The organism is Okeania sp. SIO1H4, assembly GCF_010672695.1.
Lineage (GTDB): Bacteria > Cyanobacteriota > Cyanobacteriia > Cyanobacteriales > Microcoleaceae > Okeania > Okeania hirsuta.
Map to the genome: position 1 here is coordinate 60,508 of NZ_JAAHGB010000008.1, position 24,300 is coordinate 84,807.

The window sequence follows — 24,300 nt, forward strand, 5'->3', positions numbered from 1 at the left end:
TGGTATGGCATAAACCCAGTTCAACGTTAGCGAAGCTTTGGATAATTAGTTGTAGTTGCCAGCAATAAGGAACTTTTTCAGCCAGGATTAATTGCAACTAGATTTATACTTGAGCCAGAATTAACTGCAACTGAGCCAGCAATAAATTTTTTGAGCCAGAATTAACTGCTTTAACTTTTAACTTTTGACTTCTGACTTGCGCGTAGCGCTATATTAGGCCCCTTTTTACGGTATTATAGAAAGAATGACCACAATTATTTACTCGAAATTATTAAGATATGACAGTATCTGCCCCTACTCGTACCGTTCGGATCGGTTCCCGCAAAAGTCAACTCGCTTTAGTTCAAACTTATTGGGTACAAGAAGAACTCCAGAAAAATTTCCCAGATATCACATTTGAAGTCCACACCATGTCTACTCAGGGGGACAAAATTCTGGATGTGGCCTTAGCAAAAATTGGGGACAAAGGACTTTTTACCAAGGAACTAGAGTTGGGAATGCTGCAAAACGAAACTGACTTAGCAGTTCATTCTCTCAAAGACTTACCTACAAATCTTCCAGAAGGTCTAGTTTTAGGTTGTGTTACCGAACGGGAAAACCCAGCAGATGCTCTAGTCGTCCATGAAAAGTTTAAAGATAAACAACTTGAAGCTTTGCCAGAAGGTGCTGTTATTGGTACATCTTCCTTGAGACGTTTGGCACAACTCCGCCACCATTACCCCTATTTTGAATTTAAGGATGTTCGTGGTAATCTCAATACTAGATTAGCAAAATTAGATGCTGGAGAGTATGATGCCCTAGTTTTAGCTTTTGCTGGTTTGCATAGATTGGGTATGGGCGATCGCATTCATCAGGTTATACCGCCAGAAGTTTCTCTTCATGCAGTTGGGCAAGGTGCTTTAGGAATAGAATGTCGTGACGGAGATAATGATATTCTTGATATATTGAAGAGTCTGGAACATACTTCCACGGCTCAAAGATGTTATGCCGAACGTGCTTTTTTGAGAGAGTTGGAAGGTGGGTGTCAAGTTCCGATTGGTGTCAATACTAAAATAGAAGAGGAACAACTGACTTTAACTGGCATTGTTGCTAGTTTAGATGGTCAGAAATTAGTTAAGGATATTGTTACTGGTGCTGCCTCTGATGCAGAACAAATAGGTATTGAATTAGCTCAAAAATTGAGAAAACAAGGTGCCCAAGAAATCTTAGATAAAATTTTGGCAGAAATTGACCGTAGTTAGTTTTGATATACTCCCGACGTTGCGCTTACGCGACAACGCGGGATTCTTCAGTCTTAAATGTTTTGTTGATGACGTGATCGTGTAGCCCAACAAAAGTTATCTGGCCACAGTATAACATAGTTTTACGGCACTGGTCAAATTTACTAACTAAATACAGACATATCATAGTTATTAAAAACTATATATAGCGTACTTGCGTAAGTTCTGATATATGAACCGTGGCAGCATAATATATTTAAAATTTGTCATGGCGGGTTTTATATCATGTCCATTGGTATTGTTTGTGTAAACCCAAGAGTGAATATCTACAGGAAATTTAGGTTTTTTTCTTGCTCAATAGTCTTCCTCCCTCTTTTCTCTTCCCTCTTCCTTCTTCCTTAGCTTCGCTATACAATACTGATGCTACCGGACATGATATTAAATATAAATAGCTAGGTATAACAATTTTTGCCCAACCTTGAAACCCGCCCCGACACTTTTTCATATTTGTAGAATTACTCGTGCCAAGTTGAAATAAATCAAAACACCGAGAACATCTACAGCAGTAGTAATAAACGGTGCTGACATTAAGGCGGGGTCTAACCCAAATGAACGAAACAGGAATGGCAAAGACGAACCAGCAACAGAAGCCAAAATTGAGATTGCCAGCAAACTTACACCCACTGTCACTGACACTTCTAAATTACCATTGACAATAAACAGGAAAGCCCAAACTGTTGCTAACAAACCGAGAACACTCCCAAGTATTGCGCCAGCAGCAGCTTCACGCAGAATCACTTTAAATGGCCCTATTTTCCAAATTTCATCGGTATTCATACCTCTAATCACAACAGTGGAAGATTGCGCTCCCACATTCCCTCCAGTACCAGTCAACAATGGAATAAATGCTGCTAAGGCAACTACTTTTTTCAGAATATCTTCTTGCGCTGTAATAATTCCACCCGTCACACTATTTGTCAGCAGTAACACAAATAACCAGACCACTCTTCTGCGAGCAGCAGTAAATAGATTTACCTGGAAATAGTTATCACCTTCAGACTGTACGCCACCTAGAGCATAAATATCTTCGGTAGTTTCCTGTTCCAAAATATCGAGAACATCATCAATGGTAATGATACCCACGAGTCGTTGTTCGCTATCTACTACTGGTATTGCCAAAAAGTCGTAACGCTGAATAATACGAGCAACTTCTTCTTGGTCAGTACCAGTTTGCACGCAGACAAAATCACGGCTCATAATTTCGCTGATGGTTTGGTTGAGTTGAGAAGTGACTAAATCTCGCAATGACAGAATACCTGTGAGATGACGGTTAGTGTCAGTCACATATAGAGAATAAACTGTTTCAGTAACGTGAGCTAATGAGCGAATACGTTCTAAACTTTGAGAAACTGTATATTCTTCTTTTAGGGAGATGTATTCCGGAGTCATTATCCGTCCTGCTGTTCCAGAGTTGTAACCCAGAAGCTGCGCTGTAGCTTGGCGTTCAGCAGGGCTAAGTTGACCTAATAAACGCCTGACAACGGTTGCGGGCAATTCTTCAAATAGTTTAGCACGGTCATCAGGTGACATTTTATCAACGATATCTATAACTTCTTGGCGTTTGAACTTTTCGCACAGAGACTGTTGTACGCTGGAGTCTAGTTGTTCATAAACTTCGATCGCTTCACGTTTAGAAAGCAAGCGAAATGCGATGACTTGCATTGTTTCTGGTAAACCTTCGATCGCTTCGGCAATATCAGCTGGTTGTACAGGAACTAACATCGCTTTAGCTCCAGATAAGTTATCTTGTTCTAACAGAGCTTGAAGTTGTGATCGAACTAACTCCCGTAATTCTTGACGAGAAATAGTAGCTATGGAAGGGGATGAATAGTTATTATCTTCAGTCAAAGCTAACCCTCCTAATATATAGATTGCTGAATCTAGTTTAGAGGCTAAATGAACTTTTTGCTCGTTACCAGGTAATCATATTATGTCCGGTAGCATCGGTATTGTATAGCAAAGGTAAGGAAGAAGCAAGAAGCAAGAGGCAAGATGGCTTAATTTCTTCTTCCTGTTTTTTTATAGAACCCATTTGGTATCTATGCACGCGGTATGTGATTTTAGCTACTGGAGTTAGGAAGACCGAGTCAGAAGTTAGGAGATTCAGTTAGAGAAGAGGGGAAAAAGGTAGAAAAATTGGTAGTCCTGGTCGCGTAATGGTATACAAGAACAAGGAATGCCTGGCATGGGGGCAAGATGCTCCCACTGTTCTGGTAACAAAAATAATGACAATGCACGACCCATGAAAATGCACAACTACCGAAAAATTCTCCCATCTCCCCTACTCCCCTACTCCCTATCTTTAACTATAACTATATAAATAGATAGCGATCAAATGGGTTCTATAACCCACTACATTTATCAGCAATGGAGATGTTGCTCCTGCTAATTTGGTTAAAATATCTGTAATTTGACTAATGGAAAGTTTAACGCGAATATATTCATTGACTGTTTTTTCCCACTCTGAATCATTGGCGGGTAAAATCATGCTGTATGAAATACAGGTAAGTGGTCGATTTGGTTCTATTGAATATTGAGTTTCCTTTAATCCTTTCCGGAAAGCTTCTCCTACTAATAAAATACCATCACTAGCAAAAGCATCAATAGTACCTGCAACAGCATCTTTCACAGCAGTTTCTCTTCCCGACGCTCCTTGATAAACCTTTTGGTCTGCTAGTTGGTATCGACTATCAATGAATTATTTTGTCAGAGAATCATTGAGAACTCCAATTAAAATTCCTTCCATAAATCCATCAGGATTAACTGTTAGTCTTCTGTCTGGCTTCATCATTAAATATTTACCAGTGGTGAAGAAACGTTTGGAATAAATGACTCCTGTTGGTGGATTTTTTCTAATAGTATTAGGACCACATTCTAGATGAACTCGCTTATTAGCTACGCTGCGGTGACGACCTTTTTCTGATTCTTCATCAAGAAGAATTTCTAATTTTTCTATACTAATATTTCTGTTTAATTTTTCTTCTAAAATTTTTTTAAACCCATTCATTAATTCTATGCAAATTCCTTCCCATTTACTACCATAAACATAACCAAAAGGAGCCGCATCTTTTCTCATTCCGACTTTCAGTACACCAGTTTGTTTAATTTCTTGTAATACTTCTTGCGACTGAGCAACCCCAGGATTAATTAAAGAAAATATAATACTAAATATGATAATAATTAGTTTGTTATTCATATTTTACCTCACATTAAAATCATTAATATCTTTATCGATCTAAATATTGTACAGTTTGATCACAGATTATGAGAAATTCAATAATTATACAAGGAAAGTAATAAATGTCAAGTTATTTATAAATAATCACGAATGTGGAAGAATAAACAAGTAATATCAAGGTTAATCGCTATTAATCAACAATTAATATTATTATCAATAGATCGAAAAAATCACAATGGATAAATAACAGTTATTTATCAGCTATAAAATTAATAATTATAATTGAAAACTTTAACAATCGCTCATCTATATACGTCAGAAATTAGCAGTTGGTAGTCCATGGCTTAGTTTCTCAATAAAAAACTAGATAATAAGAGTTTTTATCATCAGCTTTCAGACATTTTTTGAATAGTTATTGTTTGAAAAAAATCAGTACCAATACTCAGATAATAGGCTAGTTTATGTTCCTCGTAAAGGTTAATATTATGTAAATAGATAATCAGAAAAATAATATCTCTCACCTCAGAGATATTTTCTTACTCAAGACTTCAAATAATTTCCGATTGATGAGATTTGATCTTGCCGAATAATATCAAATCCGGTTGAATACTTATTATATAGTTGGCAGAGATAAAGAGTGTGGGGAGGTGGGGAGGTTGAAGTATGGATAGAACTATAAATATATACTGTATAACCGGATTCTATATAATGAAGGTTTAAAGTCGGTTTTTTAAAGAAGAAAAAAATACTAAATACTTGGTGATCGCCTGACAACAGAGGAGTCTGGTGCTGGTGTTGTCTTTCAGTTAAATCTTGGTATTCAGGGAGTACCAGAATTTATGTCTAATATCAAATCCGCTCGGGTTTGGTCTAAAAAAATGTTTCATAACAGCGCCATTGCCAAATCTTTTTTTATCTTCACATCTCTCCACACTATGAATCTAATTACACCAATGCTTCCGGATTTGATATAAGGTGCAGAAGGTGCAGGTTGAAAGATGAGTTTGGGGCGAGCACTCCCCACACTCTTACATCAGTCATATTTTAATAACCGGAGTCTTGCGGTAAATTCGGTTGTTGTGATGCTTGCACTGCTAACTTATCACATCGCTCATTTTCTATATTGCCAGAATGACCGCGCACCCAAAAAAATTCCACTTGATGTTGGTTACATAAATCTAATAATTTTTCCCATAGATCGGGATTCATTGCTTTATCTTTTTTATTCCGTTTCCAATCATTAGCTCGCCAGCGTTTTGCCCAACCTTTAGTAATGGCATCAACTATATATTTAGAGTCAGTATAAAGAGTAACATCACAGGCAGATTCTAGGGTTTGAAGTCCTAGTATTGCTGCCATTAATTCCATGCGGTTATTAGTAGTTAACTTATAACCACCAGATAGTTCTTGGCGCTGTTTATCAGTAATAATAACTATACCATACCCACCAGGACCAGGATTGCCACTACAAGCACCATCAGTATAGATAGTAACTTCTGGGATTTTTTCTGTCATTTTGATTCCTTTTTACCAAGTAATTTCTTATAGATAATCATAGAGTGGAATGGTAGTCATGCACAGTAATAAGTAATATAAGTGTGACTAAAATACAAGTACAGGAAATGTCTCTTTGACAAAGCGGTCGTTAGCGCAGCTTCCCGTAGGGTGGGATGGCTAGGAAACCTGCGCCATCTCCAATCGACCAAGAGAGCGGTGCGACCCCGCGACGACACCAGTAGTACCTGGTAGCGCACCAAGAGAAAAAGATAATTTATGACCTAAAAATTGGTATTGAAGCAATTCATTCTGACTCGGTCCTCCTGACTTCCCCTCCTGGGTCCCCTCCTGGGAGGGGTTAGGGGTGGGTTGACTCCTAAAAAATACCCTAGCTATTTGTAGCAAACATTTATCAATTTGCTATAATAGGTTTAAATTTTACTGGAAAAATTTGAGTAATTTCCCACCAACTTTTTTTAATTTTGTGAAAAAGTTGCCAAGGTTATTGAATATTGAAAATGATTGGGTTGAATGGAAAGGAAAATATAAAAAAATCTGGTGAAATTGATTTGGCTAAATCTTTAGGTGAAAATTTTCAGTTTGATTCTTGGTTCTTACCTGGATTCATTAACTTGAGAAACTCAGTCTAATTTATTAGATTCTTTATTATTATTAATCCTATTCCAGGTATTTTAAATACTATTATGTCACTTATCATTATAGGTATTATCAGAATAGTTTTTAAAATATTTATTATATTAAGGTTTTCGGTCATTTTAGTTTGTCTATTTTCTAAAGCTTCTAGGGATTTGTTGCATGAATAGGTGATAGAATAGAGTTCAGTTCACTTCCCCTATGGCCATCTTTAAGCCCAGCAGTCAATTCAGTTATCAGTTAGCCTCTTTATAGAGGAGCTACGGTATCAGTTATATCAAATCCGTTTAATTGGACATAAAAAAAATCTTCAATCGCCATAACTACGTTTATCTTTGTAATTCTTTCTCCTCCTGAGGAGGTCCGACTGACTCCTGAGGACTCCTAACTTAACCATTCTATGGCTGTTTAACCGGATTTGATATTAGCTTCCTCCGGAAGAACTGCAGACTTCAGTTATCAGTGACTATCCCGTGAAATCAGTAGCTTTAAATCAGGAATATTTTAATTTTCATCCCCTTAAAAAGAGAGAATTGTTAATTATTTTTCTTGATCATTAACTCTACTAAAACTTAATGAGAGTAACTTATATCATGTCCGTTCAATTAGTGATAAAAAACTTCCTTCTTCTTATTCTTCTCTCGTGACTCCTGATTCCTAACTCTTGATTCCTCCGTCGTTATTGATAAGTATTCAACTAGACATGATATAACTCCTGACTCTTCCCTGATTATTGATAAGTATTCAATCGGACATGATATTACTAAAAATTTACATCCACATGGGAAAAGGATTTAATTGTTCTTCCGTTAAAGACTCTTTCAAATATCCCATTTTTACAGGAACATCATACAATCTTCCTAACCCTAATCGCTTCCACATATGACGCATCCCTGGAACAATCACCTTAACTACCCTCAACCCAATATCACTACGAGTCTGGTCTAATACTAACAGTTCCATGTCATTTTTCTCAACAATTTGCTGACACAATTTAACATCTTCTAATAGATCGTCACTAGCTAATTGAAAATAATCGTTACTTTTTTTCGACATAATTTGATTATTAGGAACTAGATAAGGTTGATTGATTAAAGTTGCAGTTTGCCACCATTTAAGTGCTAATATATCAGCAGAAGGGGGATAATTCGTTGTTCCATCATCCCTAAAAGATAGTACATTAGGTAATATTTGATTCGCCTCAGTTAACGCCCGACTAATAGCTATTTCTGGGTCGAAATGTGCCCCATATCCTAATATAATATCTTCTACTTCTCTATCATTTCTAGAACTAATAGCAGCAAAACAAGGAATATTCAAATCGCTCGTAATATCTAACACCCATAAATCCCGATTCAGACTTTGATAATATTGTTTTAACTGCTGAAAATAAGGTTGTTTAAAACTGTCTAAATATACTTGAGGTTTTGATAAACGATTGTACCACCATAAAGCCACACAATCCCGTTCTACTAACTCCATAAACCCTTGTAAAATTGCTTCCTCTATCGTATTTCCTGCCGCACAACCATTAGAATCAGCCCAACAATCTAAGAAATCAGAAGAATCAGATTCAGGAGATCCATAGTAACAGTAAGAAGTAGGTAAATATTTAAACTCTTGAGCAGTTAAAGACCATACAGGAGTCCAATCAATTACTCTAGTTTCATCAAAGGGTTCTGGTACTTTTTGAAACCACCCTTTACACTCAACATTCCACTCTTTTCGATTTTGGTATTGTTCCTCACTAAAAATCATGCACTGATTTGGATGAATAGCTTTTTCTACCAACTTTTCATAACTCCCTTGCTCCCTAATTTCATCTCCTTGAAATACCCCAGAATAACGTTCTATCGCCTCACAAAAGCCACTTGCTCTTGCTTGAATATCAGTTCTTCCTTTCCCCGAACTTTTTCCTCCCAGATTTTTACGCAAGCCATCTAAATCGTCAAAAACATTACGAAAATGATGTCTAGCAACATAAGTATGAAGTAATCCTTGACTGGGAATTTTAGCTAATTCTCGCACCACACCCGTAATGGGACTAATATGATATTGATACTTTCTCAAAGTTTCTTCAGGAGAAAAAAAACGATGTCCTCCATCGGCAGTGAAGCTTTTTTTTCGATGCCCTAAAACTACAGGTAAAGGTTGTTTATTAAAGACTTTTCCGCAGCTAGGACATTGAGGGCGTTTAACTAAAATGTGGTTTTGAGTTTGTAGAGTTAGATGGTCATAAGTAATCAGATTTCCTGCTAATCTAGGATTGCCTTTTTGGATAATCCATTTAAAAATTTCTGTTGCTGCTATGGTTAAAGTTGTTTGGATTGTTGCCTGAGAAAAACCCAGGGGGGAAGTTAAAAGTTTTGCTTCCTCTTTCTTTCTATTAATGAACTCTTCAATCGGTCGATTATCTCGCCAACGCTGTGCAAAACAATCCCAACATCCTGTTTGATCGGGTTGAAATAAAGGTCCGATCCAAGCAATAGTTCCTAATGGTTTGATTAACATCCAAGGAGTTTGAGAAGCTAAAGTCTGTTTGTTAAATTCATCTAAGTTAGGATGGAGATAATCGTCAGTCAAAATAATCGTTAAATCTCCTGAATCAGCCACTTGAATCTGAAAAGATTTTAACAGGGAAATAAAATCTTTATCTGTTACTGAACCTAATGTTTTGACAGTAACTTTAGTCGATTGTAATTGATTATAAGCTTGAGACTGAGAAATCTGAATATGATGACAAAAAATAGCTAAATTAGACGGTAATAATTCATTATTTTCTAATAGATACCCTTGTTTGTTTAATTGAAACAGAGCTTGTTGAATTTTAATACTGAAATTCAGAATATCTTGGAAAAAATTAGGATTTTCTGGTGTTAATTCTTGGTATTGTATAATTTCTAATTGCAGAATATCAATAATTTCATCAACATTACGTTTACCATCAATTAACTGAACTAAACGATAATAAAGTGGGTCTTGTAAACAGACAGATTCTCTTTCAGATATGAAAAATACCGTATCTGGTTCGAGAGTTTCAATTAAGTAAGCAGGATTAAAACTAGGTTGATTGAGCATATTTTTCAAATTTTCTTGCCAAAATAATTTGATTCTACAAAGGGAATGATGGAGGGTTGATTGAATAATTTTTGATTAATTACTCAAGAATGGGAGGACGATATACAAGTTCATGGATGTTTAGTTCATATAGAAATTATTGGGGATAAACTATGGATACATCGGGGTGGTTTGGAAGATGGTATTGCTAAGGATATAATAAATCGTCGATCTATAACACTGATTTAATAGAGGGTTAGATATATTCGTGCAACAAAGCTATTTCATAAATTTCTTGTTAAATAATATAGTAGAGAAAATCCCCCGAAAAATATTACAGGAATTGCTATCATCACAATCACTAAACCTAAAGGTACTCCAAAAGATATGACATAGACGACAATTGCAGTATAAGGGATTAATAAACCTATTCCGGCAAGAGTTAATTTTTTTGGAGTCCATTTAATATCTTTTTTTAGAGGCTTTTCGAGCATTTTTGCATCTTTACCTTTTAAGATTTTTCTTGCCATAAACTACTCCTTATATTAAAAATGACGATACTGTTCAATGTAATTTATTTTGATTTTAACTATTGTACAAAACTGAAGCAAGTTAAATTTTATTCCCAATCAAAATTCATTCCTAAATATTCCTCTAACCTCTGATTATGAGGTTGAAAATATTCACTCAACCTCTGGCGCATCTCATTACTTATTGATGAATAAGACCCAGGGTTTAACTTTCTATATTCTGAAAGTTGATGTTCTGGCAGTCCTAAAAATTCAAAAACTTGTTTCATTGTTTCTACAGGTTTTTCATAAAGGTCTTCTCCTTTTAAAATAAGTAGTTGTTCTCTGGGAAATATTGCTAACCATTTATTGATAAATTCTATATAAATACCACGCCCTATATAGTTACCTGGTTGCTGCCAATAATTTTTGCCTCCCTCTGGTTTTTCGGGATTTTTTCTGAGTATTTCTAACTCGGAATTTATGGCTGTTTCAAAGGTGCGGTCTTCCCAATTTAGTCTAATCCAATGATGGTATTGAGAGAAGGCTCTATCTATAGGATTTCTCAATATTACTAATAGTTTTACTTCTGGAAATACATTGTATATTCGCTCGGCAGCTTGATGATTTTCTAAATAGTTAGGGGTTGCTTCTCCGGTGATAAAATTTTCTGATTTAGGAATTGGAGGAAAGTGGGCAAGATACCAATTAATTCCTTTGTTGAAGTCTCGATACCAGAAATGAGTCTCTTTTTTTATTGCTGGTATAACATGGGGGTTTTGAGCTATGTAATTTTCTAGTGAAGTTGTACCACTTTTTTGAGCACCAATAATAATAAAGTTAGGACCTCTGGCATTTTGTAAATTCCAATGATTTTTAACAAAGGAAGGATTAAGTTGACGGGTTTTGTTGTAGGAGGCGGTTTGATAATTTTTGATTGCTGCATCTAAGTTTCCTGTTGCTGTGAGAATTTCTCCGAGGTTAATGTAAGACCAAATACTGTCTTGATTTTCTTGAGTAATTTTTTGAAATAATTCTAATACTTGCTGGAGCTTTCGTTGTTTAATAATAAAATTTAATAAGTTTGAATAGAAGAAAAACCAGGGATATTCAGGTTTGAGTTGAATGGCATTTATGTAAGTTGTTATGGCTTTGTCGAATCTCTGAAGTTTGAAGAATATGTTGCCTAGTTGATAGTGATGACGGAAATTTTTGGGATTTTTGTTGACGGTATTTTGGCAGTTAGTAAGTTCCTGGTCTAGTTGATTTTTTTTGTTTTCTAGTTGAGCCAGTTTGTTAGTAATTTCTGGATGATTTTGCTGGACTTGCAAACCCAGGTTATAAATTATTATTGCTGCATTAAATAAATTTTTCTGTCCTAGTAAGTTTCCTAATTTTAAGTAAAATTCTGGTGCTTCTGGCTGAATTGATAATTCTTTAATGGGGCTAGATTTTTGTGGTTGAGGGTTTTGAATAATCTGGGAATAATAGTTAATAGTTTCTGGTAAATTTGATTGAGATTGTTGTTCGAGGGCATATCCTAATTTTTCATGGATATTTGATAAATCTTGATTAATTTTAAAGGCATAAAGAAAAGCTACTACTGCTTCATTCCACCTTTGTAACTTGATTAATGTTTCTCCTAAACTGTAGTAAGACCAGAGAAAATCTGGATTTAATTGAATAGCTTGATGGTAAGCAAGGATGGCTGGCTCTAATTCTTCTTTTTCTTGAAAAATATTTGCTAATTTATGATGAACCACCCAAATTTCAGGCTGTAATTCTATGGCTTTTTGATAAGCAGTAATTGCTGCATCTAAATTTTTTTGATTGACTAAAGCATCTCCAAGACAATGATAAGTAACAGCAGTTTCAGGGTTTAGTTGAAGTGCTTGTTCATAAGAGGAAATTGCTTTTTCCCACTGCTGAATATTGGCGAAAGCTTTGCCTAAGCTGTGATGAGACCAGGAAAATTTGGGATTAACTTGAATAGCTTTTTGGTAGTTTAATATAGCTTCTTGCCAATTTTCTTCACCACTATAAATTTCTCCTAAATTATGATGTGCTTGGGATAGATTTGGATTTAATTTAAGTGCTTGTTCATAACAAGCGATCGCTTCTTTCTTTAGCTGGTATTTTAATAGAGTTTTTGCCAATTTCAGATATTCTAAATCTGTTGCCCATTCTGGTTTTAAATTCAGTGCTTTATACCAACAAGAGGCAGCTAATTCTGGCTTATCTATTTGATGCCATATTTGTGCTAGGGCACGATAAGCATCGGCAAAATTTGGTTGTAGTTTAGTGGCTATTTCGTAGCAAGTAATAGCTTTATGCAACTGTTGTTGTTTGACATAAATTTTACCTAAATTTGCATGAAGTTCAGCTAGGTTTGGTTGTTTTTCCAAAGCTTTGTTATACCAATCAATAGCTGAATCTAAGGCATCTATTTTTTCCATTATTTGCCCTATTGTATTACTAGCAGGTGCAAAATATGGAACTAATTCTAAAGCTTTTAAGCAAGTAGCATAAGCTTTTTCAAAATTTCCTTGAGTTAGATAATGTTCTGCTTCTTCGTTAAATTTTAATGCTGCTGCTTCTGGGTTTTCCATTCAGTTAATGTTAGCCATACTTACTTCATTAATGATTATATCATTAGACATCTTCAGAAAAGAAAGAGTAGGGAGTAGGGAGTAGGGGTAAATAATTGATAAATAAGAGTGCGATAATTGATTTTATTTTTTATTATTGGAAATCTCTATTAGTATTATTAACCTTAGAGCGCAGTGAGTTAAATAATTTTTGCAAGTTTCATTAAGTCTAATAGTTTCTGCAAATTAACAAGAATATCTTTATGGAATGGTTGACCAGAAAAGTATTTATCAAATTCATCACCTAATAAGTAGTAATATTCCAAGCCACATACATTGCTAACTATCCAATAGTATTTAACTATATATTCAGGAGCAAAAAATTCTATAACTTTAGTGCCAGAACTACAAAATACAAGGTTAGTTAATCCTGCACCATGAGGTGCTACTACAACTTTAACACTAGCCAACAGTGCTGCCTGCTCTGCAACAGACATTGATTCTAAAGTAATACTTTCAAAACCAAATTTATCTAAAAAACTGATTACTTCTTCCTCATTAACTACTCGTCGTCGTGATGATTCTTTCCGACTAATATATATCCTTTCTGTTTGATAATATCTTGTTTTTTTAGCTTCCTCTGACAAAAATGAATTTCTTAAAAAATCACATCCCCACTTAGGGATTCTCAGATATTTTCCATCGGAATAAGAGAAAGAAGGAACTAATAATCTTTCAGCTTGTATATAGGGATAAATTTCGCTTTCTATAATTTTGTCTTGGGATATACCCAAAGATTCTATAGTTTCTCTTTGAAATTTTTTCTGGCATTGATTAACTACGAATTTATCTATTTTCAAGCTACTAAGAAGTAGTAAATGAATTCGAGTTACTATATCAAACATCCAATGAAAATAATTATTTTTACCCCATTTTATTGATAATAAAGCAACTGTTCCTTCTATATTATAGATAGATGGTAGTTCTGATGAATAGATAATTAATTCAGCATTTCTTGTAGAAACTTCTGATACTAGCTTATTTTCAGAGGTTATTACTGCGGTAACTCCCGTGTTAATATAACCTTTTCCTCCAGGTACTACTGTGACAAATGCTGATTGTGAATATACTTTTCTACTTCTAAAAATGTGATGAGTTTGTTTTTCAATTGTTTGAGAAGCTAGCATATTTACTTCAGTAGCTGAAAATATTTCTATCTTACTTATCTTCTGCTCATATTTAGCTTCTAAATCAAGTGCTTTATGAGTGCATTCTTTTGTTAATTCATGCTTACCTAAGCTTTGCCATATTTTAGCTAAATTTCGATAAAATCCGGCAAAATGTGGTTGAAGACTAATAGCTTTATCATAATATTTTATCGCTTTTTCCCATTGCTGTTGCCTAGCAAAGATACTACCCATATTTGCATGAGCTTCTGCTAAATTTGGATTATATTTAATCGCTTTTCTGTAAAAATTTTTAGCTAATTCCAACTTCCCCATTCTTTGCAATATATTGCCCTGAGTTTTATAAACTTCCCCACAATTTGGCAAAATTTCTAAAGCTTGGGAACAAGTATCATAAGCTAGATCTAACTTTCCTTGAGATAAATATATTTCAGCTTTTTGCTTTAAATTAAATACGGATATTTTTTGATTATTTACATTCGACATATCTTCAGTAACTCCTAAAAACAAATAGTTAATGACTAACGACAAACCAGCAATTATCTTTTGATTTTGGGTTTAATACCCCGCCTTCTATCAGATATTTACAATTACTTGAGGTGTGAGTTCCCATCCACTTTTGACTTTTTCCGAGCTTCAGTCCTTACTTGTTCAACATTTACATCCGACATATTTTCAGTAACTCCTAAAAACAAATAGTTAATGACTAACGACAAACCAACAATTATCTTTTTGTTTTGAGTTGAATATCTCGCCTCCTATAGAATATTTACAATTACTTGGGGTGTGAGTTCTCATCCACTTTTGACTTTTTCAGTCCTTCAGTCCTTACTTGTTCAATATTTACATCCGACATATTTTTAATAACTCCTAAAAACAAATAGTTAATGACTAACAACAAACCAGCAATTATCTTTTGATTTTGAGTTGAATATCTCGCCTCCTATAGAATATTTACAATTACTTGGGGTGTGAGTTCTCATCCACTTTTGACTTTTTCAGTCCTTCAGTCCTTACTTGTTCAATATTTACATCCGACATATTTTTAATAACTCCTAAAAACAAATAGTTAATGACTAACAACAAACCAGCAATTATCTTTTGATTTTGAGTTGAATATCTCGCCTCCTATAGAATATTTACAATTACTTGGGGTGTGAGTTCCCATCCACAGTATTTTGGCATTACAAGTAGTGGCGAGAATCAAAGATAAATGGGTTCTATAGAAAATATACTTCCTGTTTTCTCTTCTGAAAAGCTTTATCTGTAAGCTTTTTAAGGTTTAATAATTGGTTAAAAAAAACTTTTATATAAGTTAAATTTATAAAATTTTGTCAAATATATTTGGAATTTAAACTAATTTTTCCCAAAAAAGTTTAAATGAGCTATTTAGGGGGAAAAATGGGGATAATTTGAGTGCGATCGCGCTTTCCTTGGCCATTGATTAAAAGTTTTGATATGTAAGAAATATAGGGTGGTTGCTTGTGAAAAAATTTTCGTGTATTTTTGAGGTAAGTAATTCGCTCTGCGTAGGTGCTTATTAAGATGAAAAAGAGAATTAGTGAGTGGAAGTGCGTTCGCGTAGCGGAACGGAGTTCTATCGCATAGCGGAACGTAGTTTTATCAACTTTGGATATATTTTTTGACTACATCAATTTTTACCCAGGCAAAGATACCAAATGGGTTCTATAGGATATTTACCAATGGATAATTGATAATTAATAATTGATAATTAATCCCCAAAGGTTTAAAACCTCTCATGAGCAAGGAGACAAAAGCGGTCGAGGGATGGCGAGGTCTCCTCGCCATATCCAATTGACCAAGAGAAGAAATCAGATTTTCTGATATTCAATTCCGTAACAGTTTTAACCATAGGTAATTATCCATTATTCATTATCCATTATCAATTAATGAAAATTGGTTGGGGTGTGAGTCCTCATCCACTTTTTCCTTTTTCCAACTTCGGTCTTTCCTCATTCCTTATTCAATAATTACCAATTAAACTTCATTCCTAAATATTCCTCTAATCTCTGATTATGAGGTTGGAAATATTCAGATAATTGTTGACGGAGCAAATCGGAAATTGGTGCATAAGAACCAGAATTCAACTTTTTATATTTTGGCAGTTTATGTTCTGGCAAACCTAAAAAATCAAAAACTTGCTTCATGGTATCATTTGCCCCTTGATAAAGGTCTTCTCCTCTCAAAATTAAAAATTGTTCTCTGGGAAATACTTCTATCCATTTCTGCATAAATTCTATATAAACACCTCTCCCTATATAATTTCCCGGAAGTTGCCAATATTTTTTATCTCCTTGAGGTTGTTTCGGAGTAGTTTTGAGTATTTCTAATTCTTGATTAATAGCTACTTCAAAGGAGCGGTCTTCCCAGTTTAATCTTTGCCAATGATGGTATTGAGAAAAGGCTCTATCTACAGGATTTCTTAAAATGACTAATAGTTTAAGACCGGGTAGTAAACTATAGATTCTTTCTGCCACTTTATAATTGACTAAATAGTTAGGAGTAGCTTCTCCAGTAATAAAATTTTGTGACTTAGGAATGGAAGGAAAATGAGCCAAATACCAATCAATTCCTCGATGAAATTCTCCTGACCAAAAATGTGTTTCTTTCTTAATAGCTGGTAAAACTTGAGGATGTTGATTAATGTAATTTGCTAAAGAGGTTGTACCACTTTTTTGAGAACCGATAATAATGAAATTAGGACTTGATACGTTATGAAAATTCCAATGTTTTTCTACAAAAGTAGGATGGATTTTTTTTGTTTGGTTGTAACAGGCTTTTTTATAACTTCTAATGGCTGCTTCAATATTTCCGATTTTTGTGAAAATTTCCCCTAAATTGAGATGACAAAAAAAACTATTTTGCTCAATTTTGGTGGCATTTTGATATAAATTTAATACTTCCTCAAGCCTATTTTCTAATAAATTATTCCATAAGACTGAATGATGAGAAAACCAAGAATGTTCTGGTCTAAGTCTCACAGCTTCTAAGTGAGCGTTAATAGCTTCTTTTTTTTGATAATTGTGCAGAAAAGCATCAGCTAAGTTATAGTATGCACCAGAAAATTTTGGGTTGATAATAGTTGATTTACGGTAAGCAAAAATTGCTTCATCCCATCGTTGTTGCTTAATATATATATTACCTAAACTGTAGTAAGCAAAAAAAAATTAGGGTTGATTTCTAGAGATTTTTGGTAACAGGCGATCGCTTGCTCTAGCTCTCCTTTTTCTTGAAAGACATCTCCTAATTTTTTGTGGAATAAATGATTTTCTGGTTTGAGTTTGATCGCACTAAGATAGGCGGAGTGAGCTAAATCATATTCTTTTTTTTCTTGGAAAACTTTCCCTAGTAAGTAGTAAAGTCTAGGATTTTTAGGAGCTAATTTTATTCCTTGGTTTAAAGTTATTAAGGCATCTTCTAACTCGCCCTTTTGACTCAGAATTTCTCCTAAATGTTGATATGCTGCGGATAAATTTGGGTTGATTTTAATAGCATGACGGTAACAGTTAATTGCTGCCTCTATTTTATCTAACTCTAAAAGTTTATTTCCTAAATTTAGATGTTCTGTGGCTGTCAATGATTCTGGTTCTAGAATAACTGCTTGATAATTACATTCTGTGACTAATTTTTCTTGACCAATGCTATGCCAGACTTTAGCTAAATTTCGATAAACTCCTGCTAAATTTGGTTGAATTTTGAGGGCTTTTTCGTAAGCTGAAATTGCTGGTTCCCATTGCTGTTGTTTGGCATACATACTACCCAGGTTTGCATGAGCTTCAGCAAAATTAGGTAGTATTTGAATAGCCTTATTGTAGTAATTTTTGGCTGCTTCTATGTCACCTTGTGCTTGAAAAATATCTCCCATAGTTTTACAAGCTGGTGCAAATTCTGGTTGGCTATTTAATGCTTTAACACAAGCTGCATAAGCCTCATTTAACTTTCCTTCGGCCAAATGAGATGCTGCTATTTGATTAAAATTAATTGTTAGTTTTTTTGTCTTTTCATTATTAGACATACAGCAGTTTTCCAGTTGATAAGGTATAAAGTTTTATGCTTTAGGGAATAGGTAATAGGGAATAGGGAATAGGGAATAGGGAATAGGGAATAGAGAATAGGGAATAGGGAATAGGCAACAGGCAACAGGCAACAGGCAACAGGCAACAGGGAATGAATAAAAATTATAGATTAGTCTCAAACTGTACCTCACACTTCCTAAAATTTGCTGTATTTCAATAAGTTATATCAGGTCTCATTAAATTAGACATAATAAAAATACTTTTCTTGATTGTTTTGAGAATGTCTGAAATTTCCCACCATTCCCTACCGCTTACCCCCTACTCCCTTTTCAATAATACCAATTACTATGTATTAATGCTTCACTTAGATACCACTTCAATTATTAAATAATTAACGTGAACCAAATCACTTTTTTAATTATTAGCACGCTGGTTAGCATTAATTAGGGCTTGCTGATTAACTATCAAAGCATTGACATATAAAAGTTTCAGCCTTCTTAGGTTGAAAAAAGTGCCAGCTTTTCGGCCAAGAAAGCTCAAAAAGTTAGCATTTTGTGCAGACAAGGACAGAAAAATTAAGGGACAATTCTTCCAACTACATCCTCTGTAATTCCTATTTCTCCTGACTCGGTCCTCCTGACTCAGTCCTCCTGACTCGGTCCCTCACCCATAAGACTTTTTCAGCAAACCCTAATTATTATTATATTTACCGAATAATTAAGGTTTAAAGCCTCTCCTTTAAAGGAGAAACAAGCGGTCGTTAGCGCAGCTTTCCGAAGGGTGGGATGGTGAGGAGACCTCGCCATATCCAATCGACCAAGAGAAGCAAAAATTTTTCTTTAAGTCAATCCTCTTCTTTTCAAGGAAAGGAGAGGTAATTGTTAATAATTAATAATTAATTATTAATTATTAATTGTTGAATACTCCCCTACTACCCTACTTCAGATGGTAATTGATATTGATATCTACATTTTTCTGCTGCAGAGCGATCGCCTAACTGTTCAAAAATATAGGCTATTTTTTCGTAAGCTTTATGGTAGTCTGGTTTAATTTGTATTGCTTTTTTCAAACATTCAATAGCATCAGACCAATTTTCTTGTTGGATATATGTTTTTCCTAATGATGTATATAACCAGCAAGAATTAGGATTAAGTTCAATAGCTGTTTGATAATTAATGATTGCCTCATCTAGTTGTCCTAGTTGTTGTAAAGCATCTGCTAATTTACGATAAAATAAATAGTTATCTACTTTTAATTCTATAGCTCGACGATAAGCTGGAATTGCTAACTGCAATTTTTTTTGTTTACTTAGCGCTTCGCCCATTTTATAGTGAAGTCTAGCTAAATTAGGATTAAGCTTGAGACCATTTTGATAAATGACAAGTGCTTGATTTATTTTTCCTTGCTTGAGCAATATTTCCCCTACTTTACAGTAAGCATCCCAATTTTTCGGGTTAATTTTAATTACTTGATGATAACAAGTAATAGCTTGATTTAATTTACCCTGTTCATACAAAATATCTGCTAAATGTTTGTGATACAAAGGAAAATTTGGATTAAGTTCTATAGCTCGTTGAAATGCCTCAACTGCATCATTTAACTTGCCTATATCTTGAAAAATTGTGCCTAGTTTGTAAGAGAATATCCAGTTTTCAGGTAAAAGTTTAATCAAATGTTGATAACAATTGATAGCTGCATCTAATTCTCCTCGCTCTACAAAAATTTCTCCTAATTTAGAGTAAGCTTCCGATAAATTAGGATTTAATTCTATCGCTTCACGATAATCAGTTATTGCCTCTTCCGTTTTACCTTCATTTAATAAAATATCCCCATGATTCACTTTTTCTAAAGTCGTCTTTTCTAATTCTATTTTTTGAGCTTTATCCCAATATTTTTCTGCCAAACTTAAGTTACCTAATTTTTGGCAAACCCTAGATAAATTTCGATAAGCACCAGGCAAATTTGGTTGTATTTCAATAGCTGTTTCATAGCAAGCTATAGCTGGCTGCCATTCATTTTGTTTAGCATATAAACTCCCAATATTTATGTAAATTTCCGCCCAATTTGGCTGCTGCATTATAGCTTTTGTATACCAAATTATCGCTTCTTCTAAGTTTCCCATTGCCTGTAATACATTTCCTAATGTTTTACAAGTCAAAGGATAAACTGGTAATATTTCTAGAGATTTTTCACAGTATAAATAAGCCTCATCTAGTTTTCCAGCTTCTAAATAAGATTCTGCTTCTTGATATAAACTAAAAGCTGACATTTCTGGAGTTAAATTTGAATACATATTGATCTTTTAAACTTTTGAAAATAATATCATAACTTGATTGTAGGTTACCCAGATTTCAATCTTTCTTTTTTTGACAAAAATATCGGGTCTCAAGCCTTCATTTTTCAAGATATAAAAAATAAAATTCAGTATTTTTTTGCCTGCCTATTCCAGGAAGTACTGATAGGGTAACTCTTTTGTAAAGAGGCTAACTGAAGTCTGCAGTTTATCCGGTAGGAGGCTAACTGAATTGACTCCTAATTCCAGTTAAACTTCATTCCTAAATACTCTTCTAGTCTTTGGTTATGAATTTGGAAATAATCATTGAAACTCCTACAGATTTATGAATAAATAAATGTTTGAAATAATCTCATAACCTGATTGTAGCTCACCCAAATTTCAATCTCTCTTTTTTTGACAAAAATATCGGGTCTCAATCCTTCCTTTTTCAGGGTATAATAAATCAAGTTATGAATCTTCTCGTATCCCTATTGCAGGAAGTACCGATCAAGGGTATTCCAGGTTGATGAGGTACAGTAGGATTAGTTTTTTAAATAGTTGTTGAAGTATGGAATTAAGTTTTCATTCTTTTTGAGACAATCTACTAGAATTACTGTACCACACTTACATGGAATAGGTTGTAACTGATAACTGAATTGACTCCTAATTCCAGTTAAACTTCATTCTTAAATACTCTTCTAGTCTTTGGTTATGAATTTGAAAATAATCATTGAAACTCCTACAGATTTATGAATAAATAAATGTTTGAAATAATCTCATAACCTGATTGTAGCTCACCCAAATTTCAATCTCTCTTTTTTTGACAAAAATTTCGTGTCTTAAGGCTTCCTTTTTCAGGGTATAACAAAGAATTTTCAGTATTTTCTTGCCTGCCTATTCCAGGAAGTACTAATAACTGTTAACTGATCACTGAATTTACTCCTAATCCCAGTGAAATTTAATTCCTAAATACTCTTCATAATCTTTGGTTATGAATTTGGAAATAATCATTAAACTCCTAAGGATTAATTAATCCGTGGTGGTGCATTGTAATGGTCGTGCATTGCATTATTTTTGTTACGAAGTACGGCAGTGGAAGCATCTTGCTTCTGTGCCAAACATCTCTTGTTCCTTGTATACAATTACTATGCAGGACTACCAATTAATCAATAAATATTTGAAATAATCTCATAACCTGATTGTCACCCACTCAAATTTCAATCTCTCTTTTTTTGACAAAAATATCGGGTCTCAAGCCTTCCTTTTTCAGGGTATAACAAAGAATTTTCAGTATTTTCTTGCCTGCCTATTCCAGGAAGTACTAATAACTGTTAACTGATCACTGAATTTACCCCTAATCCCAGTGAAATTTCATTCCTAAATACTCTTCTAATCTTTGGTTATGAATTTGGAAATAATCATTTAAACTTCTACGAATTGATGAATCAATAGGAGAATAATTTCCTATATTATAATTTTTGTACTCTGAGAGTTGATATTCTGGCAAATCTAAAAATTTCAAAACCTTCCCCATAGTAACTTCTGGATGAGCATAAAAATCTTCACTTTTCAAAATTAGAAATTGTTCCCGTGGAAATAAACTCATCCATTCCTGAAAAAATTCAACATATACTCCTCGTGCTAAATAATTTAATTCCTTCATCCAGTAATTAACTTTTTCAGGAGCTTTTGTTAACTGCTCTAAATCTAATTGAATTGCCTCCTCAAAAGATCGATTTTCCCAGTTTAATCGTAGCCATTGATAATATTGAGATATGGCTCTATCCACAGGATTTCTTAATAGTATAATTAGCTTAACTTTAGGAAACACTTGAAAAATTCTTCTCGCAGCATTCGGATAATCAAAATAACTAGGACTAGCTTCCCCTGTGAGAAAATTTTTCTTTTCTGAAATTGCTGGAAAATGAGCTAAATACCAATTTATAGACTCATTAAATTTCCAAGACCAAAAATCCATTTCTTTTTTAATCGGAGGAACAATTTGTGGATGTTGAGTCAGATAACTATAAAGGGAAGTAGTACCTCCTTTGTGAACTCCAATAATGATAAAATTCGGTCCTTGTACTTCTTCTAAATTCCATGGTTGAGATACTAATTCAGGGTATAACTTCTGAGTTTGCTGATAACAAGTAGTTTGATAATAAGGTATAGCTTCTTCAATTTTATTCAAACGAGTTAAAGCCTCTCCTATATTTAAGTAAGACCAATAAGAATCAGGATTAGACTTGTGAAATTTCTGGAAAAAAGTTAGTATTTCTGATAGTTGATCCTCTCTCGCAAAAGCTTCCCATATATTGTAATAAAACCACCAAGATAGGTCTGGATTAATTTCAATAGCTTGACGATAAGCTACAACTGCTTCATCCCATTTTTGTTGTCGAGTTAGGGCAATACCCAAATTATAATAAGACTTACTATTTGGATTTAATTCTATTTTTTTGCGGAGTTCTAAAATTTCTTGGGATAACTGGTATTTTTTATCTAAAACTTGCTGTAGTTTGTGGCAAATTTCTAAGTCATCTTGATTAACCTCTAAAGCTATTTTATAAAAAATAATCGCCCCATTATTCTTATCTGCTTTAGCTAAATTATTTGCTATTTCTACAAATAAATTTGGATTATCTTGTAAAAATTCCAGTAATTTATCGTAAATAAGATGTTGCCCTTGATGCTGAATAGCTTGATGATAATCCTGAATTGCTGCATCTATATCTGAATTATATTTTTGTTCTAGAGCATCTCCTAATTTACTGTAAATTCCTGGCGCTCCTGGCTGTAACTTAACCACATAAATATAGTTATATATCGCTTCATCCCATTTTTGTAACTCTACTAAAGCATTGCCTAAATTATAGTAAGACCAAGGAAAAATTCGTTCTATTTTAATTGCATTTTTGTAAGCATTAACAGCATCTTCCCATCTTTGTAATTTGCTTAAAGCATCTCCTAAATTATAATGAGACCAAGAAAAATTATGGTTTAACTCTATAGCGCGATAGTAATATTTTATAGCTTCATTCCAGCTTTCTTGTTGATGTAAAACTTGTGCTAAGTGATAGTAATACCAAGAAAAATTAGGTTTTAATATAATAGCTTGACGGTAGTTTTCAATTGCTAACTCCCATTTTTTCTGTTTAGCATATATAGTCGCAAGTTTGGCATACTCTTCAGGTGTATTCGGATTGAAGTTAGTGCTTGATGACATAAAAATTGGTAATAGGTAATTGGTACATTTATATAGCAGTACCTTCTTTGGTTAGGACAATAAATTTGAGTGAAAAGGGAGTAGGGAGTAGGCAGTAAAGAATAGGAAATAGAGGAATGTCCTAACCTATTTGCGTAGTGCTATAGCAGTCGAAGGAAAGGTTAATACCAATTTGGAAAAATAATGTTACTAATAATAAGGGCAATTATAAAGACTTTATAGGAGATGTCCATTGGATGAAAAAGATAAATTATGACCTAATAAATGATATTAAAGCTATTCATTCTGTACGTCGCCAATCCGATAGCTCCCCTACCTGTACGGGCAAACGGCGGTTTGCCTCTACCACTTACTGCCTAAGAAATAACCTAGTTACTTGTAGCAAATATTTATCAAAATAATATGGGTCTAAAACCCCGCCTTTTAAGGCGAAATATTTTTGGAGGGTTGCTCAAAATCCCCGTTACAAAAATAACTTCTGACTTCCCCTCCTGGGAGGGGTTTGGGGTGGGTTGACTTCTGACTTCTGACTTCGTTAACACCCTTGGTATAAGACATATCAAAAGCTTAAAACTCAGACAACGCAATATTTTTCCTTCTCTCCTAGATAACTAAACGCCTTCTTCCTTCTGCTATATCAAACAAGGTTTGTAGATTATAGGTAATATTCTAGATGAGAAAAGTTTACCGCCTTACCTAATACCTACAGCAGATTTCATCTAATATCAAGTCCGGATAATTTAGTGATGAAAAAAACCTATCTTTTTACACAGGGCAAATATCCCTATTATCCCTACTCCCTACTCTCTTAA

General features: G+C 34.1%; 16 protein-coding genes and 1 pseudogene. 2 read left to right on the forward strand and 15 right to left on the reverse strand.

What is annotated here, in order from left to right; all coding sequences use genetic code 11:
• Positions 1–278 precede the first annotated feature (278 nt).
• Positions 279–1,241, forward strand: a complete 963-nt coding sequence (gene hemC / locus F6K06_RS09485) for a hydroxymethylbilane synthase (protein ID WP_124146316.1) — start codon at positions 279–281, stop codon at positions 1,239–1,241.
• 316 nt (positions 1,242–1,557) lie between these two features.
• On the opposite strand, the gene F6K06_RS09490 is transcribed toward hemC, so the two are convergent.
• The 7 genes from F6K06_RS09490 to F6K06_RS09520 all read right to left on the reverse strand — a co-directional run bounded on the left by F6K06_RS09490 (position 1,558) and on the right by F6K06_RS09520 (position 9,687).
• A complete protein-coding gene (locus tag F6K06_RS09490; RefSeq protein ID WP_161564953.1) occupies positions 1,558–1,725 on the reverse strand; it encodes a hypothetical protein in 168 nt (55 codons plus the stop codon).
• Positions 1,722–3,128 carry a magnesium transporter gene (gene mgtE, locus F6K06_RS09495; protein WP_124146315.1) on the reverse strand — a complete coding sequence of 469 codons (1,407 nt, stop codon included), beginning with the start codon at positions 3,126–3,128 and terminating at the stop codon, positions 1,722–1,724. Before mgtE ends, F6K06_RS09490 begins: the two co-directional genes overlap by 4 nt.
• Positions 3,129–3,582: 454 nt before the next feature.
• Entirely contained in the window at positions 3,583–3,909 is a 327-nt protein-coding gene (locus tag F6K06_RS09500) for a hypothetical protein (protein WP_124146314.1), read from the reverse strand.
• Positions 3,910–3,978: 69 nt separating this feature from the next.
• Entirely contained in the window at positions 3,979–4,476 is a 498-nt protein-coding gene (locus tag F6K06_RS09505) for a hypothetical protein (RefSeq protein WP_124146313.1), read from the reverse strand.
• Between the two features lie 1,026 nt (positions 4,477–5,502).
• Complete coding sequence (rnhA, locus tag F6K06_RS09510) at positions 5,503–5,973, reverse strand: ribonuclease HI (protein WP_192901167.1); 471 nt, start codon at positions 5,971–5,973, stop codon at positions 5,503–5,505.
• A gap of 159 nt (positions 5,974–6,132) precedes the next feature.
• Entirely contained in the window at positions 6,133–6,360 is a 228-nt protein-coding gene (locus F6K06_RS09515; protein ID WP_124146312.1) for a hypothetical protein, read from the reverse strand.
• A gap of 1,020 nt (positions 6,361–7,380) precedes the next feature.
• Entirely contained in the window at positions 7,381–9,687 is a 2,307-nt protein-coding gene (locus F6K06_RS09520; protein WP_287240020.1) for a TOMM precursor leader peptide-binding protein, read from the reverse strand.
• A gap of 78 nt (positions 9,688–9,765) precedes the next feature.
• On the opposite strand from F6K06_RS09520, the gene F6K06_RS09525 reads away from it, so the two are divergent.
• Positions 9,766–9,915, forward strand: a complete 150-nt coding sequence (locus tag F6K06_RS09525; RefSeq protein WP_124146317.1) for an element excision factor XisI family protein — start codon at positions 9,766–9,768, stop codon at positions 9,913–9,915.
• A 35-nt stretch (positions 9,916–9,950) separates the two neighbouring features.
• On the opposite strand, the gene F6K06_RS09530 is transcribed toward F6K06_RS09525, so the two are convergent.
• The 8 genes and pseudogenes from F6K06_RS09530 to F6K06_RS09560 all read right to left on the reverse strand — a co-directional run bounded on the left by F6K06_RS09530 (position 9,951) and on the right by F6K06_RS09560 (position 23,488).
• Positions 9,951–10,196: a hypothetical protein gene (locus tag F6K06_RS09530; RefSeq protein ID WP_124146310.1), complete on the reverse strand. Its 246-nt coding sequence runs from the start codon at positions 10,194–10,196 to the stop codon at positions 9,951–9,953.
• 89 nt (positions 10,197–10,285) lie between these two features.
• Entirely contained in the window at positions 10,286–12,784 is a 2,499-nt protein-coding gene (locus tag F6K06_RS09535; protein WP_124146309.1) for a tetratricopeptide repeat-containing sulfotransferase family protein, read from the reverse strand.
• 179 nt (positions 12,785–12,963) lie between these two features.
• Positions 12,964–14,436 carry a glycosyltransferase 61 family protein gene (locus tag F6K06_RS09540; protein ID WP_124146308.1) on the reverse strand — a complete coding sequence of 491 codons (1,473 nt, stop codon included), beginning with the start codon at positions 14,434–14,436 and terminating at the stop codon, positions 12,964–12,966.
• Between the two features lie 1,505 nt (positions 14,437–15,941).
• Positions 15,942–16,952, reverse strand: a complete 1,011-nt coding sequence (locus F6K06_RS09545) for a sulfotransferase domain-containing protein (protein ID WP_124146307.1) — start codon at positions 16,950–16,952, stop codon at positions 15,942–15,944.
• Between the two features lie 45 nt (positions 16,953–16,997).
• A pseudogene (locus tag F6K06_RS33870) lies at positions 16,998–17,108 on the reverse strand (tetratricopeptide repeat protein); the annotation flags it as partial.
• 5 nt (positions 17,109–17,113) lie between these two features.
• The gene (locus tag F6K06_RS09550) at positions 17,114–17,986 is read right to left on the reverse strand and encodes a lipopolysaccharide assembly protein LapB (RefSeq protein ID WP_124146306.1); all 873 of its coding nucleotides are present in this window, start codon (positions 17,984–17,986) and stop codon (positions 17,114–17,116) included.
• Between the two features lie 932 nt (positions 17,987–18,918).
• Positions 18,919–20,280, reverse strand: a complete 1,362-nt coding sequence (locus F6K06_RS09555; protein ID WP_124154463.1) for a tetratricopeptide repeat protein — start codon at positions 20,278–20,280, stop codon at positions 18,919–18,921.
• A gap of 1,336 nt (positions 20,281–21,616) precedes the next feature.
• Positions 21,617–23,488 carry a tetratricopeptide repeat-containing sulfotransferase family protein gene (locus tag F6K06_RS09560; protein WP_124146303.1) on the reverse strand — a complete coding sequence of 624 codons (1,872 nt, stop codon included), beginning with the start codon at positions 23,486–23,488 and terminating at the stop codon, positions 21,617–21,619.
• Positions 23,489–24,300: the final 812 nt, after the last annotated feature.

Excerpts from the sequence above, each read along its gene's own strand:
- F6K06_RS09560 (WP_124146303.1), bottom strand. The coding sequence starts at position 23,488 with ATGTCATCAAGCACTAACTTCAATCCGAATACACCTGAAGAGTATGCC.
- F6K06_RS09505 (WP_124146313.1), bottom strand. The coding sequence starts at position 4,476 with ATGAATAACAAACTAATTATTATCATATTTAGTATTATATTTTCTTTA.
- hemC (WP_124146316.1), top strand. The coding sequence starts at position 279 with ATGACAGTATCTGCCCCTACTCGTACCGTTCGGATCGGTTCCCGCAAA.
- F6K06_RS09550 (WP_124146306.1), bottom strand. The coding sequence starts at position 17,986 with ATGTCTAATAATGAAAAGACAAAAAAACTAACAATTAATTTTAATCAA.
- F6K06_RS09555 (WP_124154463.1), bottom strand. The coding sequence starts at position 20,280 with ATGTATTCAAATTTAACTCCAGAAATGTCAGCTTTTAGTTTATATCAA.
- F6K06_RS09535 (WP_124146309.1), bottom strand. The coding sequence starts at position 12,784 with ATGGAAAACCCAGAAGCAGCAGCATTAAAATTTAACGAAGAAGCAGAA.
- F6K06_RS09530 (WP_124146310.1), bottom strand. The coding sequence starts at position 10,196 with ATGGCAAGAAAAATCTTAAAAGGTAAAGATGCAAAAATGCTCGAAAAG.
- rnhA (WP_192901167.1), bottom strand. The coding sequence starts at position 5,973 with ATGACAGAAAAAATCCCAGAAGTTACTATCTATACTGATGGTGCTTGT.
- F6K06_RS09520 (WP_287240020.1), bottom strand. The coding sequence starts at position 9,687 with ATGCTCAATCAACCTAGTTTTAATCCTGCTTACTTAATTGAAACTCTC.
- F6K06_RS09490 (WP_161564953.1), bottom strand. The coding sequence starts at position 1,725 with ATGAAAAAGTGTCGGGGCGGGTTTCAAGGTTGGGCAAAAATTGTTATA.
- F6K06_RS09540 (WP_124146308.1), bottom strand. The coding sequence starts at position 14,436 with ATGTCGAATGTAAATAATCAAAAAATATCCGTATTTAATTTAAAGCAA.